Origin of the sequence: Paenibacillus sp. FSL R10-2734 (genome assembly GCF_037963865.1) — a bacterium.
Classification (GTDB): Bacteria; Bacillota; Bacilli; order Paenibacillales; family Paenibacillaceae; genus Paenibacillus_AQ.
In genome coordinates, this window is sequence record NZ_CP150170.1 from 1931979 (window position 1) to 1949632 (window position 17654).

The following is a 17654-nucleotide window of genomic DNA, read 5'->3' on the forward strand; positions in this document are numbered from 1 at the left end:
AAGGGGTGAAGGCATGGACAATAATGTCCGATGATCCTCGTTAAGAGTTGGTGCAAGCAGGATTCGGTTCCCTCTACACCAAGACCATCAGCAAGGATCGGAGGTATATTGTATGTAAAATAGAAAACAATTGTTGACTGCTACCCTGCAACTGTTATTTTTTTGCTCATTAAGATGGGTAAGTCGATCTCGAAGGTGAAGAAATCATTTACGGAAGACCTTACGGTAATGGTCAATATTAAACTTTTTGAGTACGGAAGCCTATTTTTTGGCTGATAATATTGGTGATATTACCAAGTGCAAGATGAAGGATAGATAACCAAAGAGAACTATCAAAAAAGACAACAGAAGGAGAGGCGACAATGAAGAAAAAAATGATTAGTAAAACAATGTGTTGTGTGCTTGGCGCAAGTATGCTTTCCAGTGTACTGTTTGTAGGACAACCAGTACATGCAGCCTTGGGGTATTTTCCTGAGCCGTTACCGATATCGAATGAGTACTATTATCAAAACGAAACACTGCAACCATACGGGGCAAGTTTACATATTGATGAGTTAAAGAACTGGAATCCCGACAATGACCCAGATGCACGTTATAATAGGAGTTCGGTTCCACTAGCAAAAAGATGGATGGGTCCATCGGTAAATCCAGACGCATCACGTGATGCAAGAATGATACCTCTTAGTGGTACAAGCGCACGTTCAAGTCAGGCACCGTCACAAGGTGGAGATGGTTCCTATGCTTATACACCCACATTTTTTCAATACATGGATATTAACAACTATTGGGGTGGTTCATCAGCTGAAGGACCAATTGCTATACCAACCCCTGAGCATATCGATGCTTCTCATAGAAATGGTGTAAAGGCAACTGGAACTATTTTTATTCCTTGGGGAGATTATGAATTTGGCAGTAAGTTTATTGATCAACTAGTTGAGCAGGACTCGGAAGGTAATTTTATTGCCGCAGATAAATTAATTGAAATCGCCCAATACTATGGATTTGATGGTTATACTATTAACCAAGAGTCAAGTTCAAGTCCTGAAAGCATGGCAAAATTAAAGCGTATGCTTGCTTATATTGAGAAGAAAAAGCCACAGAATTTCGTAATGACTTGGTATAATGGTAAGGGTCGATTAGGTGATTCTGATGTGAAAAATTGGTTACAAGACGGAGAAGAAAGACTGAATGACGACTGGTGGCTTGACATGAGTTGGGGTAATATCGATCAAACCATCAAGACAACTTTAAATGCAGGTAGAAGTCCTTTTGATATACATGCTTCATGGGAAAACTTCCCTTATACTGACAAGGGCGGTAATGTTTCCTATTTGCTTGGAGCGGATAATAAATTAAAAGTTTCTCTTGGTATCTTAGGTTCTAATTCAACACTTATAAGTTCTAAGACAATAGACGATTTTATGAATAAGGAAGATCCACGCCTATGGACAGGACCAACAAGTGATCCGAGAAGTCCACGCACTAAAGGAACTGAAGATACTTTTCCAGGGTTCTCAAGTCTTATTGCAGACCAGACACCGATTATAGGGGATGAATTTGTAACTAACTTCGCAGTTGGTAACGGTAAGAAATTCTACGAAGACGGTGTTGTTACTGGTAAAGAAAACGGTTGGTATAACCGTTCACTATCGGATATAACTCCAACATGGCGTTGGATTGTGGATAGTGAAGGTTCTAAACTAACTCCAAAATTTGATTATGCGGATGCTTGGTGGGGTGGTTCTTCACTAAATCTATCGGGTGATCTGGATGCAAATAAGCCAAATCACATAAAATTATACAGCTCACAGCTAGAAATTAAAGATAACAGTAAGGTAAGCATAACGTATAAAACACCTAAAGCCGGTGTCGATATGTCTATCGGTTTAGCCTTTGGTGATAACTATGACGATAGTAATTTTGAATTTTTCGCTGTCCCTGTTGGGGTGGAGAAGAATGGTTGGACAACTGCTACTATCGATTTACCAAAACATGATAAAAAAGCAATTGCGATATCCTTGAAACTAAATGCAACTACGGATGTTACGGGTTATTCTATTAATATCGGTAAACTTGCATTTACAACAAATGAAGTTGTTCCTTCAGCACCATCTGCAATCACACTAGATGATTCAGTATACGTAAATGATTCAACAGCAGAAGCAAGAATTTATTGGGAGAAATCTGCTAATGCGTCTTTATATACCATTCATCGTGTGCATGCTGACGGTAAAAAAGAGTTTATAGGTGCAACACCAAGTGATGCTTTCTATTTAGGAAGATTTATAAAAGATGGTGAGGAAAAGCAGTCTAGTTTTGCAGTTACAGCCTACAATTCAAATGGAACAGTGGGTGGAGTAAAAACATTCAATTTTAACTGGCCTGATGTTACTAATGGTTTCGAAGACTCAGGGGTTGAAGGTGCAAATATTGCATTGAACGTTCCAGTGGTTGATGATGGATCTTTTGATCCAGGTGGTAAGATTGACAAGCTTAACGATGGAATTATCCCAAGCAGTAAATGGGCTTCCCTTAAAACAAATGCATCAGCTTACTTAGACTTAGGCAAGGATATGGATATAAGCCGTTGGGTTGTTAAGCATGCTAACGTTGCAGGAGCGGGAGAAGGAGTAGATTTCAACACGGATACCTTCGACTTACAGTATGCAACAGATGACGGTAATGAAATTTTAAACCCTGCAGACCCTACTAGTAAGAGTAGAATTATAAATTTAAAGTATACAAAAATTGACGAGGTAATTGGAAACCGCCAAGACGTTACAGATCGTGTTCTTGATACACCAATTAAAGCACGATATATTAGACTTCATGTTACGAAAAGTGATAATTGTCCTTGGCATGCAATTCGTATTTATGAATTTGAGTTGTATGAGAATGCTTATACCCCTCATACTGAACCATTGCTAGACCGTAATGTTACAGTAAAAAATAATATCGGTGCAAAAGATACTGTAGTAATTGATAATGTTTCGCTACCAGTAGGTACCACTGGTAAACCTGCTGAGGATACAGGTTTGATTAAACTATATGATAGCCTAACAGCGGAAACTCCATTTGCAGAAGTAAAAGCAGTACAGCCAGATGAAAGATACAAACAACTTAGACGGGGTGTAGCTTCTTTTGACGGCTTAGAGTTAAAAACTGAAGGTGGCAGATTATATTACACAACACAAGAAAACGGAATGGTAAGTTTACGTTATAGCGTTGAGTACGCTCCGGAGACAGGGGTGGAAATTAAAGCACCCACATCAATTAAATTGGAACATTCTTTAAAGGGTAATCAAACACGTAGCAAATACGGTGTTCTTACTTTGAAAGGATTAGATGTTGGAACTCAAATGAAGATTTTTGAATCCGCGGATTCAAAATCACCGATTTTACATTCCGGTCTAGTCCAAGAAGGTGAAGATTCTATTAGGCAGGAAAGAGTTCCATTATCCGAAGACGGTGGCACAATCTATTACGAACTGAAACAATCAGGAAAACCTGATTCAGGAAGATTAGAGTTTGTCTACGGGAAAACTGATGATCTTAATGTTGACCAGTCTTCATTAAAAGACTTAGTAAATCGTTATAGCAATTTTAAAGAATCAGATTATATTTCCGCTACATGGGTACAATTTTCAAAAGCTTTAAATGATGTAAAAGCATTGATTTCAACAGAAGTTAAAGCGAGTGATGCGGAAGTTAAGAGAGTCGCTTTAGAAGATTCAGTTTTAGCACTTCGTAGTGTTGGAAATATTCAAAGACTTAAAGAAGTAACTAAAGAGTATGAAACAAAGTATACTGAAGACCTATATTCAGTTAATAGCTTTAGACGCTTTAGTGATGTTTTAGAACATACTAAAAAATTTGTCAGTGATGTAGAATCAGCAACAAAGTTTGTTACAGCTATCGAAATTGAGAAAGCAAGATTTAACCTTGATAATGCTGTAGGTTACTTGGTGAATAAGGGAGATCAACAAGTAGATTCTGTATCCATCACACCTAACGATGTTGATGGTAAAATCGGAACTTCAGTAACATTTAAAGCTGAAGTAACAGGTAATGCAGATGATACAGTTACTTGGGATGTTTATGGTAATACAAGTGCTGATACTACTATCAGTAATGGGGTACTAACTATTTCTGCTGACGAAACAATTAACGGTGTATTAACAGTTAAGGCAACCTCTACTATTGATCCGACAAAATCAGGAACAGCACACGTGTTAGTGGTAGATGAGCTACACCCGACAGTAGTTAGCGTTACAATACCAGACCAAGTTGACTCGGTTAAACGTGGAACAATCAAACAGTTTTCCTCTAATGTAGAAGTAAAAAATGATGCGTCAACAACAGTTGTATGGAGTGTTTATGGTGCTGAAAATGCGGACACTAAAATTAATAACGGGTTATTAATGGTTAACGAAAACGAAACAGCAGAACAAGTTGAAATTAAAGCAACATCTGTAGTCGACCCAACTAAGTTCGCTACTAAAACGATCAAAATAATAAAAGATGTTACAGAACTTGTGAGCGTAACTGCACCTACTGCAGTAATTGGGGTACCAAACGGAGCAATAAAAACCGCAGATGATCTTAAATTACCTGCTACAGTTGAGGTAGTAACGGTTAGCGGTACTATGAATGCGAATGTGGAATGGGATTTAGACTCAGTAAGTTACGATCCTAATGTAAAGACAGAACAGACATTTACAGTAAATGGAACAGTATCACTTCCTGAATGGATATTAAATACAACTAATATTTCATTGAATATAAGTGTTCAGGTGACAGTAGATGCTACAACCATAGTTGCAATCGCTGATAAAACAGCACTTGTAGCGAAGATAGCGTCAGCAAATACATTGATTTCGACAAGCTATACTCAAGCATCATGGGGTATCATGCTGAATGCATTGTTAGAAGCTAAAAAAGTTAATAATGATGCAAATGCAACACAGGCAGAGGTTGATTCATCTTTAAATGTATTAACAAGAGCTATTGATAGTCTTGTAACAGTACAATCACCGAAACCCGACCCAGATCCAACACCAACACCAATACCAACACAAACGTCCAATCCAGACCCAACACCAAAGCAAACGCCCAAACCAGACCCAGTTTATGAAATAACAGTTTCAGGATCTCAGGTAACAGCTATTGTTCCTGTTAAAGCTGAAGTTGGAGCAAATGGATCAGCTATTGCAACAATTACTGAAAATCAGTTAGTTGAAGCTATAACAAAGGCAATGAACGAAGTTGCTAAACATGGTGCAAATGCATCCGTAGCAATCAAACTAGATGTAAATGCTCCTGCAAATGCTAACGTAGTTGGACTTACTTTATCAAATGAAGCCTTAACAAAGTTCATATCTAGTAAAGCTAATCTTCTGAACATATCTACGACAAATGGGACAATGACCATTGATGCAAAAACAGCATCGAGCATTTCCAAACAGGCAACAGGAACTATTACAATAACTTTGTCGAAGAAAGAAGTATCAACATTATCCGCAGAAGTTCAGCGCAAGATTGGAGACAGACCTGTTGTTAATTTTGAAATTAACAGTGGTGGTGAGACTATCTCACAATTTGACGGAAATGTAATAGTAACAATACCTTATATACTTAAGGTAGGAGAAAATCCAAATGCAATCGTGGTATACGATATTAATACTACAGATAAGCATGAAACGCTTAGAAATTACAAGTATGATGCAACAAGCAACGCTGTAGCATTCAAGACACCTAATTCCTCAACGTATGCTGTAGGGTACAACAAGGTGGGCTTTAACGATGTAGCCGAAAATTCATGGTACAACAACGCAGTAACCTTTGTATCTGCAAGGGGTATAACAAACGGATTAGGTGATGGAAACTTTGGTTCCGAAAACAAAATAACCAGAGCACAAAGTTTGGTTATGCTAATGAGAGCTTTTGGTATCAATCCTGATGAAAACTCTGAAAACAATTTCGGTGACGCAGGAAACACATATTATTCTGGCTACCTATCAGCGGCAAAGAGATTGGGAATCACAAACGGATTGGGTAACAATGTATTTGCACCTGACAAACAGGTTACAAGACAGGAATTGTTTGTATTGACGTACAATACTCTTAAGAACATTAATGAATTGCCGACTGTAACTGGTAAAAAAGAATTGAAAGACTTTAAGGATGCAGAAATTGTTTCTACTTATGCAACTGATGCAATGACATTGTTTGTAAAGACTGGTGTTGTATCGGGGTCAAACGGTAAACTCTTACCTAATGATAAAGCAACCAGAGCAGAATTTGTTCAGATTATTTATAATATTATGACTAAGTAAAGTGTAAAGATGTTATAGAATAATCGCATAAAAGTTAACCAAAATTGTACGCCCGAGTCTTCAGGGCGTACAATTTTTATATTCACGTATCACTCAGGAAGGGTCCTCACCAATATGAAGCGAAGCTCTGTTGAACAATTGGGGAATTACTCCCTGAAATTTAGCTGATTCCTAGGCAAATATGGATATTGCGCTGATTTTTAAGGAGGAATTCCTTAATTTCATTCGTATGGAGCGATTATTGGAAAAAATCAGGGAGATTTTCACTAATAAACGTACCCTAATGAGCAGAAGCCTACAGAAGCGGCCAGATCTCCTCCCAGACAGTGTCTAGAATAGCTTGCATATTATCTTCCATACTGTTAATAGCAATCACCACCTGAGCATCCGGGGCAACAACGCAGAATTGACCGTTAGCGCCATCAGCACGATAAGCATTGTGAGTACACAGCCAGAATTGACAGCCGTATCCTTGGCCCCAATCGCCATCCCCATCATTTTCGATCTGCTTACGCGTGACAAAATCGATCCAAGCTGCGGGAATAAGCTGCTGCCCCTGCCACATTCCTTTTTGCAAAAGAAGCTGTCCAAATCGACTTAGTTCCTCCGTGTTGATCTGAAGTCCGGCACAACCGAGGGTGATTCCATGCGGAGTCGTCTCCCAATCGACATTTTCTATGCCTAGTGGCGCAAAGAGACGGGGAACGAGATAATCTCTTACGGTTTGTCCGACACTGGCTTGTACCATTGCAGAAATCATAATGGTATCCCCGCTGCTGTAGGTGAACTGTTCCCCAGGAGGTCTGTCTAAAGGTAGAGATAGATAATGCTGTATCCAGTCTATATCCTTTAAGGCCAATCTCTCTTCAGCCCAAAATGGAGGGGAATCATGACCTGTGCTCATTCGCAGTAAATCGAACAAGGTCAGTTCCCCAGGTTGCATCGAGGGAAGAGTTTGCTTATGAGTAACTACGTAATCTGGAAACACATCCCTAAGTGTTGTATCCAGTGTTAGCTTTCCTTCTTCGATAGCCAGGCCCACTGCCATGCATGTAAAAGATTTGCTGATAGAATGCTGCAAGCGCCGGATATCCTCTGCGAGATCCACTTTCCCCACTAGAGTTCCATTTTGAAGCACACGTACATTGAATACATTCAATCCACATTCACGGATTTTAGCTTCGAATCGAGCCATGTTTATCATAGAATTCAACTCTCTTTCTTTAAAAGTCCAAGTTGGGATACGAAAATTCGTTGATTGAATTGAATGAAAATAGTGTGGAAACGTTTCCTCTCATGATGTATAAAATAGTTAAATTGATGGTATTCTATTCTTGTTTTAAAGTCAATAAATGTAGGGGACTATTGATTGGTATCAATCTCCTTATAATTTAAAGTGATTTTTAAGAGGAAAATCATTTTCACTTAGAATTTATAGATTGACTTCTTGAAAATACCTGTCCATAATGAACGTATTAAGCGAATTAAGTACGAAAACAGTCAAAATGATGTCGTGGGAAACGTTTCCCATCATTTCATGCGTTTCCACTAAGCTGATTTCATCAGGTGAAGGGGAGCTCATTATAGGGGTGAATCAGGGGGAATTATGAATATCAAGGATATTGCAAGGCTATCGGGAGTTGGTATCGCCACGGTCTCCAGGGTAATTAATAACTCCGGTGTCGTAAGTGATGCAACCAGAGCTAAAGTAATGGCTGTAGTAAGAGAACATAATTATATTCCAAATGGAAATGCGAGCAATCTGAAGAAAACGCGTTCTAATACGATAGCGCTTATGGTTAAGGGGATTGCCAATCCGTTTTTTGCAGACATGATCAAAGAAGTAGAGCGTCAAGTGAATTTACGTGGCTGCCCACTTTTGATCCAGCATGTAGAAGATGGAGTGGATGAGATTAATGCTGCTCTGCAGCTCGTGAAGGAAAAGAATTTATACGGCGTAATCTTTATGGGTGGAACATATGACCATTCCGAAGAGAAGTTCAAACAATTACCGATTCCATTCGTTCTAACTACCATCACGACTACAAAGGATGTTGATCCTGCCGTATTTTCCAGTGTGATCATTGATGATATGCAAGAGTCTTATAAAGCTGTGAGCTATCTGATCTCACTCGGGCATCGGAACATTTGCTTTTTGGCCAGATTTCCTTTGGTTCAGCACACTACCGGAAACCGTCGTCTGATGGGTTATATTAAGGCGCTTGAGGATCATGGGATTGAGTATGATGCTTCCTTGGTAGAGGATTGTGAATACAGTCCAAGTTCTGGCTTTACGGCTACGAAACGACTGCTCAATAAGAAAAAAGATATCACTGCTGTATTCGCCGCATCAGATACGATTGCTATCGGAGCTGCCAAAGCTCTATTGTCTTTGGGCCTATCGATTCCAAATGATATTTCGATTATTGGATTTGACGGTATTGAAATGGCAGAATACTATCATCCATCGCTGGATACGATTAGCCAACCTGGGGTGGATATGGCGAAAGCCAGTGTTGAAATTCTGTTTGACCTGATTTCGGGACAATCGGAGAACAAGCATGTGGTATTCGAGTCTGTTTTGGTTAAGCGAGGATCTTGTAAGAAGATTAATAAACAAGCATAAACGCCTTCGGCGTCCTTATAAGGACGGTAAGCGTTTGAGCGAGAAATAGAAGGATAATTTATAGCGTAAGCATATACTTTTTTATATTTTAAAAAAAGGTTTCGCAAGGAGATGACATATGGCACTTCTAACCGTTGAGACTGGTTCTCCTACCTTAAGAATGACAACGTCGATCAGTATAATCTCCCCCGTCGATTCGGGCAACACCACCGGAGGAACGCTCTATCTATTACATGGTGCTGGAGATAATGCTAGCACATGGTACAGATTAACAACCATTGAGCAGTATGCTAACAAGTATGGCTGCACAGTCATAATGCCTCAGGTAGGCAGAAGCTATTATACAGATATGGAGTACGGACTGGATTACTTCCACTATGTTACTCAAGAGCTTCCTGAGCTTTGTGGCCGAATGATGAGATTGGATGATGATCCGCAGAAGACGTATGTTGCCGGTCTATCGATGGGCGGATATGGGGCACTGAAATGTGCGCTTACCTATCCAGAGCGTTACAGCAAGGTAGTTTCCTTATCAGGCGTTACAGATATTCAGAAAAGATTGAAAGACCCGCAAATGTCTTCGGATATGGCGAGGGAGATGGCAGGCACTTTCGGAAAACGCTTACAAGTTAAGCCCGATCAAGATCTGCATGCTTTAGCAGCTAAATTGGTCGACGAAGAACGTAAGTTACCTTCAATTCTGACCTGCTGTGGTTCGGAAGATCCATTTGTGGAGATGAACCGGGAATTTGCTTCTCATATGCAAGCGAGTCCCTATACCTTTCAATATGTTGAGACCCCAGGAGCGCATGAGTGGAGATTCTGGGAGGAACATCTGAAGACAGCTTTTGATTTCTTGTACAACTAAGAGCAATGAGCAATTGCAGAAAGAGATATTATGGAGGATTTGAGATGAAAGACCAGCAACTGACATCCCTGTTGAATCAGATGACGCTTGAAGAGAAAATAGCACAATTGCAACAGCTCGCCGCTAATTTCTATGAAGGAGCGGAAGAGGGAGGGCAAATTACAGGCCCTATGGCATCCATGGGGATTACGGATCACATGATCGAGAACAGTGGTTCAGTACTTGGACTTTCGGGCGCAGAGCAAGTTATTGCCGTCCAGGAAGCTCACTTACGTAAAAATAGATTGGGTATTCCACTGCTGATGATGGCGGATATCGTGCATGGTTTTAAGACGATTTTTCCGGTGCCATTGGCGATAGGCTGCTCTTGGGATATGGAACGAGCGGAGCTAAGCGCCGAGATTGCAGCTAAAGAAGCGGCAGTCTCCGGTGTACACGTCACTTTCGCACCCATGGCGGATCTTGTTCGGGACCCGCGCTGGGGTAGAGTGATGGAGTCTACCGGTGAGGATCCTTATTTGAATGGTAGGTTTGCACGTGCGTTTGTACGCGGATTTCAGGGAAATGACTTGACGGATGATGTGAATCGTATGGCGGCTTGCGTTAAGCACTTTGCTGCTTATGGTCTATCCGAAGGTGGACGGGATTATAATACGGTCGATTTATCAGAACGTCAGCTACGGGAATATTATCTGCCAGCCTATCGCGCAGCGCTGGATGAGGGCGCAGAGATGGTTATGACCTCGTTCAATACGATTGATGGGATTCCGATAAGCGGAAATGTTAAGCTGCTTCGTCAGCTGCTGCGTGAGGAATGGGGCTTTGACGGTGTGTTGATCTCGGATTGGGGCGCAGTGAAGGAACTGATCCCGCATGGTGTCGCCGAGGATGAAGCCGAGGCAGCGCTTAAAGCTATCAAAGCTAGCGTGGACATCGAGATGATGACGGAATGTTATGTGCATCAATTGCCAGCTCTTGTAGCTGATGGGCAAGTGGACGAAAGCATTATTGACGAAGCTGTACTTCGTATTTTGCAATTGAAGAAAAAATTGGGCTTGTTTGATAATCCGTTACGTGGGGCAGATGTGGAGAAAGAGCGTGAAGTAATCTTCTGTGAAGCTCACCGGAAAGCAGCGAGAGAATTAGCGATTAAATCCTGCGTACTCCTCAAGAATGATCAGGTTCTGCCGCTTGCAGCAGAGCAGCGGATTGCGCTAATAGGACCGTTTGCTAATAACGGAGATATTCTTGGACCATGGTCCTGGTTGGGTTCAACAGAAGAAGCCAGCTGTCTTGCTCCAGCTATTGAAGCTCGTGCAGCTGCAGGTAAGGTTACCGTTGCAGAAGGCTCTGGAATAGATAGCTTTACAGAAGAGCAATGGCTTGAGGCGAAAGCGGCAGCGCTGGAAGCCGATGTGATTGTGCTGGCGCTTGGAGAGCATTCGGAGATGAGCGGAGAAGCGGGAAGTCGTTCAGATATCCGCTTGCCGGAAGCGCAGCGTGAGCTTTTGCAACGCATGAAGACGCTGGGTAAGCCTATTGTAGTAGTGTTGTTTAATGGTCGACCACTGGATCTAAGTGGTGTGATCGAGAATGCAGATGCCATTCTGGAAGCCTGGTTCCCAGGAAGCGAAGGCGGTGCAGCGATTACCAGTCTACTGTATGGAGACGAGAATCCGTCTGGAAGATTGACGATGTCTTTCCCTGTATCTGTTGGACAAATTCCTGTCTATTATAATCATTTCAACACTGGCCGTCCTCTTCATGCACCTGGTGCGGACAAACGTTATGTCTCACAATATCTGGATATTCCTAATGAGCCGTTCCTGCCATTTGGCTTTGGTCTTAGTTATACGACATTTAGCTACAGTGAACCGATTCTTTCCGGCGAAATAATGACGAAGGATCAGCCTATTGAGGTAACTGTTACGGTGACTAATACGGGCAATGTACAAGGAGAAGAGGTAGTGCAGCTCTATATCCGAGACATTTCAGGAGAAGTTGTCAGACCGATGAAGGAACTGAAAGACTTTGCTAAGATCAGCCTCTCCCCGGGAGAAAGCCAAGAAGTGAGCTTTACGCTTACGGAAGAACAGCTTCGTTACTATCATAGCGATTTAAGCTTTAGCAGTGATCCGGGACAATTTAAATTGTTTGTAGGCCCAAATAGCCAAGAGGTTAAAGAACGAGATTTTCGCTTAACATTAGCTTAAGTAGAATATATACGACACAGGGTGTCGTAATAGAGGAGTGCAAAAATATGACTACTAATATGAATTCTAACATCCATTTAAACGCTGGGGACTTATCATTCACTTTTACAAACAGTGGGGACTTGTTCCAAGTTCTCCATGAACGGACAATGATCAATCAATTGCTGCCAAATATTGTGGATGGATCCTTATCCAATCTATATTTACGTATTCATAGTAATGGAAACATTCAAGCTGTTCCTTTGCTGGGCATTCATTCTTCTAGCACTGTACGTAAGTCTGGAAACCGCTTGGTCTGGGAAGGTACTGCGGAAAATATCGAGTATCAGGTTATTTTTACACCTACGGCTCAAGGTCCATGGTTCTGGGATGTGAAGCTTTCGGGGCAGGAAGCCGATGTAGATCTCGTATACGGACAGGATGTGGGTATTGCAGATATCGGCGCGGTTCGTAGTAATGAAGCTTACCTTTCACAGTATATTGATCATGCCGTATTCGAGGATCAGTCAAAAGGATATGTCGTTTGCTCCAGACAGAATCAGCCGCAAGGTGGTAAATTCCCATATCTGCAACAAGGTGCAATCACTAAGGCAGCAAGCTTCTCAACGGATGGTTTTCAATTCTTTGGATTGTCCTATAAAGAGACTAATCAACCGGAAAGTCTGAGTCGTGAGCAATTAAGTAATGAAATTTATCAATATGAATTCGCTTATACTGCGTTGCAATCGGAGCGGGTGAAGCTGAGCGGGGAAGCAAGATTTGTGTTTTACGGATTGTTCAAGCAAGATCATCCTGAAGCGATCACCACGCTAGAATTCACGAAGGATATTGCTGCGGCTTGGGATACTGTAAAAGATTTGCCTTTAGAAGCTGAAGCAGCACTTGAGCGTTCTTTCCTCTCGAAGGAACTGGGAGCGCCGCTGGTGGCAGATTCTCTGTCAGAGAAAGAGATCGATGCTTTGTATCCAGTTCGCTATCAAGAGGAAAAAGAGGGAGACCTATTACTGTCTTTCTTCACGGAAAATTATGAGCATGTTGTACTGAAAGAGAAGGAATTACGAGTAGAACGGCCGCACGGTCATATTCTAATGAGTGGGGATAACGCTCGACTTAATGATAAAGTCATCACGACAACTTCTTATATGTACGGGATCTTTAACTCCCAAGTAGTTATTGGGAATACCAATTTCAATAAGCTAATGTCCAATCCTAGAAATGCCCTTAACATTCCAAAAGCTTCAGGACAAAGAATCTATGTACAGTGGAATGGCGAATATCGTTTGCTGACCATGCCGTCTCTATTCGAAGTTGGTTTCAACTATGCTCGTTGGTATTACAGAACAGATGGTGAATGCTTCATTATTACGAACTACACCACTGCAGATTCTCCGGAGATATTCCTGAATGTACGTTCGGAAAGTGGTAAAGCTTATCGTTATTTGGTCACTAATCAGATTACTATGAACGTTAACGAATACGAGCTTCCATATCAATTCAAGCAAGAAGAGGGAACAGTAACCTTCTCGGCTGACAGAAGTGCACTAAGTGCAGGAGAATATCCTGATCTGCAGTATAAATTCCAAGTACAGGGAGCGGATTTTACGCTTCAAAATGAAGATAGACTTGTCTCTCATGCTGAGCCTACTAATGCACCGCTAGCTATTCTGGAACTGTCGGAGAGCAGTGAGTGGACATTGAACATTCAAGGTCTTCTGGATGGTAAGGAGATTCAATCGAGCAGCCGTACAGCTGAAGAGGAAATTTCTGCATACCGCGAGTTCTATAGAGGGGTTATGAATGGCTTCCGCTTGTCGCTAGGTGATGGGTCAGAAGGTGAGTTGTTTAAGGTAAATGCTCTCGCTTGGTGGTATACACATAATATGCTCGTCCATTATTCTGTACCTCACGGACTGGAACAATATGGCGGCGCTGCTTGGGGAACTCGTGACGTGTGTCAGGGACCTGTAGAATATTTTATGGCTACGCAAAAATACGAGCAGGTTCGCGAAATATTGCGGACGTTGTACGCTCATCAATATGAAGATGACGGTAACTGGCCACAGTGGTTCATGTTTGATAAATATACGAAGATTCAGCAAGAGGAGAGCCACGGTGATATTATTGTATGGCCACTCAAAGTGCTTGGAGACTATTTAGCGGTAACGCAAGACTACAGTATATTGCAAGAAAAGGTGCCGTATACTCGTAAGCATAGCTTTGACTTTACAGAGGAAGAAGCTACGCTGCTGGATCATGCACGGAAGGAAATTGCTTATATTAAGAATCACTTCCTGCATGACACACATTTGTCTTCTTACGGTGATGGAGACTGGGATGATACGCTCCAGCCGGCGAATCCACAGCTAAAACAGTACATGGTTAGTAGCTGGACAGTGGCGCTTACCTATCAGACTCTTAATCAGTTCTCGGAAGTAATTCGTTCAGTTGATCCAGCAGGTTCGGAGGAGCTGAAGGCGATGGTGGAGGGAATCCGTGAGGATTTCAACACACATATGCTCCAATCTGAGGTGATTCCTGGATTCTTGTATATGGAGGATCCAGAGCAGGTGAAGCTTTTGGTGCATCCAAGCGATACGGAAACAGGGATTCAGTACCGTCTGCTGCCAATGACGCGCAGTATGATCAGTGAGCTACTAACTCCTGAACAGGCCGCAGCCCACTATGAAGTGATCCAAGATAAACTCTTCTGTCCAGATGGCGTTCGTCTGATGAACCGTCCAGCTCAATATGTTGGTGGCGTCAGCACTCATTTCAAACGTGCGGAGCAAGCTTCTAACTTTGGTCGGGAAATTGGACTTCAGTATGTACATGCACACATCCGTTATGTAGAAGCTATGGCTAAGCTAGGAAAAACCGATCAGGTCTGGAATGGCTTAGCTGCGATTAATCCGATCGGAATCCGCGATGTGGTGCCAAATGCCGAACTACGTCAGGCTAACTCCTATTTCAGTAGCTCGGATGGTAAATTCAACACCCGTTATGAGGCGCAGGAGAATTTCGATAAACTGCGTAATGGTGACGTAGCTGTCAAAGGTGGCTGGAGAATCTATTCAAGCGGCCCTGGGATCTATATGAACCAGCTAATCTCGAATGCACTGGGAATCCGTACGGAAGGCGGAGACTTAATCATCGACCCAATTCTGCCGGAGTCGCTGGACGGAATGCACTTTAACTTTGAATATGTAGGTACTAAGGTAGACTTTATTTATCACCTTACAGGCTCTGACAACACTCGGATTACTGTTAACGGTACAGATGTGCAAGCGGAAGGTACGCTTAATCGCTACCGTAGTGGCGGTATCCGGATCAAACGTGAGGACTTTGATCGTCTCTGCGTAGAAGCTGGAAATGTGATAGAAATTTATAAGTAATATAATTACTGAAGGGCAATCTCCGCGATAAGCGTGGAGATTGCCCTTTTTTCTGTACCTTCTACATACGGCTCGGTGTCGGTAACCCAAGCACTTCTAGCACATCACCTAAAGTGTCCTTAAATCTCGAAGTAAGCCAGAGGCGAAACGCGATGGTAGCCTCCTCACCTTTTAAAATCGGACATATAGAATAAAAGTTATTGAAGAGTGTGGCTAAGGTATGCGCGTAAGTGCAGAGTATATTCGGTGTCAACTCTATACTTGCAGAATATAAAGTCTCCTGCCAGAGACTAAGCTGTCTCAGCAGAGCAAGCTCTGCTTTTTCCATTTCGAGTGGGAATTGAAGCTGTGAGGCATCTGTGATTAATGGGATTGTAGATTTTCCCAAAACACTGCTAGCACGCGCATAAGTGTACATCAGATAAACCCCGGTATTGCCGGAGATTTCGGTAGCCTGTTTGAAATCAAACACGATTTCGGTTCCCAGATTAAACCGCAGTAGATAATAACGAATGGCAGCAGTTGCAATGATGTGGCTGGAAAGGCCATCTTTTTCGGAGCGCGATTGTTCTATGTTCTGTTCCATAAGCTTCACTAAATCGATCACTTTAACACCAATTCCTTGGCGGCCTGACATGGCATAAGAAGATTTTCCCTCTGAAATATCTATCCCCAGCTCAGCAGCGGAGGCTGGACTAAGAGAAACTACGCCATAACTTACATGATGGAGCTTCTCTGCCTGATCGTTATAACCTAGTGCGCTTAAAGCCTGCTTAACCATTTGTTGCGGATATTCCTGTCTATAATCGATCACGTTAATAACACGGTCCGCGTGTCCATAAGGCTCTTGAGTTCCAGTTAATCCTGTGGTCCATAAACCGGACGAGAATTCACTGTAGGTAAAATCTTTGGCCAGTAAACCAAATTTCCAGAGATGATAGGCAATGTCTTTGGCCGTGTACGTCAAAATCCCATTCGAACGCACAAGCACCTTATCCATCTGATGCTCCTCTGAATCCGCTCCATTGCTAACCTCTGTCCCTTGCTTTAGCACCCAGCAGCCCGCTAGCTTACCTTCAGTCTCCTGTACAAAAACTGCCGTTTGCTTCAATAGCTCAGCTGCGGCTGCCCAAAATCCCTCTTTTAAAATATTGCTCTCCCATACCAGTAGGTCATAGTGAATACCGAAACGCTTCATTTCCTCTACATGTTCTCTCACAATACGTTCAGCGACAAGGTTGCCCAGCCACGCCTCATTGCCTCCACCCTGTTCAAGGGCATGCAGCATATCCGTGCGCTTCTGTGTCATCTCTGGATTTCGTGCATATTCTTTGTTCACTTTGGCATAAAGATCCCAGCAATAATCTCCGAACCGTTGATGGTCACCCTCTAAAGGTACATTTAATAAACCAACGACTGTATCTGCCAGCTGGTTTCCCAGATCATCCACGTAGTTATGGACCTCTACGTTATGTCCGGTTCTTTTCATGATTCTGACGAGCGCATCGCCGATGCAAGCATTTCTTAGATGACCTACATGAGCGGCTTTGTTTGGATTGATTGAGGTGTGCTCGATGATGACCTTTTCCCCTATGCTGTCTGGCAGATCAAAAGATTGTTTAGCCCATACCTGCCAATCCATATACAAATTAATAAATCCAGGAGCAGCTACTTCGACTTTTTGTAAGAGCCCTGCATAATTCTCTTGTAATTGAATTTCCGCTTTTACTAACTCTGCAATGACGAGAGGGGATTTGCGCAAGGTTTTGGCTAGCTGCATAGCAATATTGCAGGAGTAATCACCATGCTCTAAATTAGCGGGCTGCTCGATCAGAATAGCAACATCGTTCGGGTAGGTAATTTCTAAGGTGTTGAATACCCTTTTCACACTTTGCTCAATGCCGTCTTTAATGATTTGATTTAACATTTCATACCCTCCTTTGAAAATACAAAAAAGCCCTCGTCTCAAAAGAGACGAGGGCTTAAGCGCTCGCGGTACCACTCTCGTTGCTAAACAGACGTTTAGCCACCTTACAGGATAACGGTCTTCAGCCGGGACTTCTTACTTGGGTTCAGAAGTCCATCTCACGGGTGCGCTTCATTAGGTGATCTGTACCGGCTTACACTTTCCCGGCTCGCTGAGGACTAGAACACGTTAACTACTCTCCCGCTCATCGATGCTTGAATAATTTTTATTAGTATAACTAATATTTCAAAAAA

The 17654-nt window shown here is 42.3% G+C and carries 7 protein-coding genes and 1 other annotated feature; of the genes, 5 read left to right on the forward strand and 2 right to left on the reverse strand.

All coding sequences use genetic code 11. The features are described 5' to 3' along the window. Nucleotides 1–362: 362 nt before the first annotated feature. Nucleotides 363–6335 carry an S-layer homology domain-containing protein gene (locus NSS67_RS08585; protein ID WP_339319161.1) on the forward strand — a complete coding sequence of 1991 codons (5973 nt, stop codon included), beginning with the start codon at nucleotides 363–365 and terminating at the stop codon, nucleotides 6333–6335. A gap of 295 nt (nucleotides 6336–6630) precedes the next feature. Here NSS67_RS08585 and NSS67_RS08590 read toward each other — a convergent pair whose 3' ends face one another. Further along, a complete protein-coding gene (locus tag NSS67_RS08590) occupies nucleotides 6631–7539 on the reverse strand; it encodes a serine hydrolase (RefSeq protein ID WP_339319162.1) in 909 nt (302 codons plus the stop codon). A 402-nt stretch (nucleotides 7540–7941) separates the two neighbouring features. Here NSS67_RS08590 and NSS67_RS08595 point away from each other — a divergent pair, with 402 nt between their 5' ends. The 4 genes from NSS67_RS08595 to NSS67_RS08610 all read left to right on the forward strand — a co-directional run bounded on the left by NSS67_RS08595 (nucleotide 7942) and on the right by NSS67_RS08610 (nucleotide 15434). After that, a complete protein-coding gene (locus tag NSS67_RS08595) occupies nucleotides 7942–8961 on the forward strand; it encodes a LacI family DNA-binding transcriptional regulator (RefSeq protein ID WP_042191311.1) in 1020 nt (339 codons plus the stop codon). A 118-nt stretch (nucleotides 8962–9079) separates the two neighbouring features. Then, nucleotides 9080–9829, forward strand: a complete 750-nt coding sequence (locus NSS67_RS08600) for an alpha/beta hydrolase family protein (RefSeq protein WP_339319163.1) — start codon at nucleotides 9080–9082, stop codon at nucleotides 9827–9829. Nucleotides 9830–9873: 44 nt separating this feature from the next. Further along, nucleotides 9874–12042, forward strand: coding sequence for a beta-glucosidase BglX (bglX, locus tag NSS67_RS08605; RefSeq protein ID WP_339319164.1), 2169 nt, complete (start codon nucleotides 9874–9876; stop codon nucleotides 12040–12042). Nucleotides 12043–12089: 47 nt separating this feature from the next. Then, nucleotides 12090–15434, forward strand: coding sequence for a cellobiose phosphorylase (locus NSS67_RS08610; protein WP_339319165.1), 3345 nt, complete (start codon nucleotides 12090–12092; stop codon nucleotides 15432–15434). A 61-nt stretch (nucleotides 15435–15495) separates the two neighbouring features. Here the strand turns inward: NSS67_RS08610 and argS are convergent, their stop codons facing one another. Beyond that, nucleotides 15496–17361, reverse strand: coding sequence for an arginine--tRNA ligase (gene argS / locus NSS67_RS08615; protein ID WP_339319166.1), 1866 nt, complete (start codon nucleotides 17359–17361; stop codon nucleotides 15496–15498). A 40-nt stretch (nucleotides 17362–17401) separates the two neighbouring features. Continuing rightward, nucleotides 17402–17618 (reverse strand) — a binding site (T-box leader). Between the last annotated feature and the right edge of the window lie 36 nt (nucleotides 17619–17654).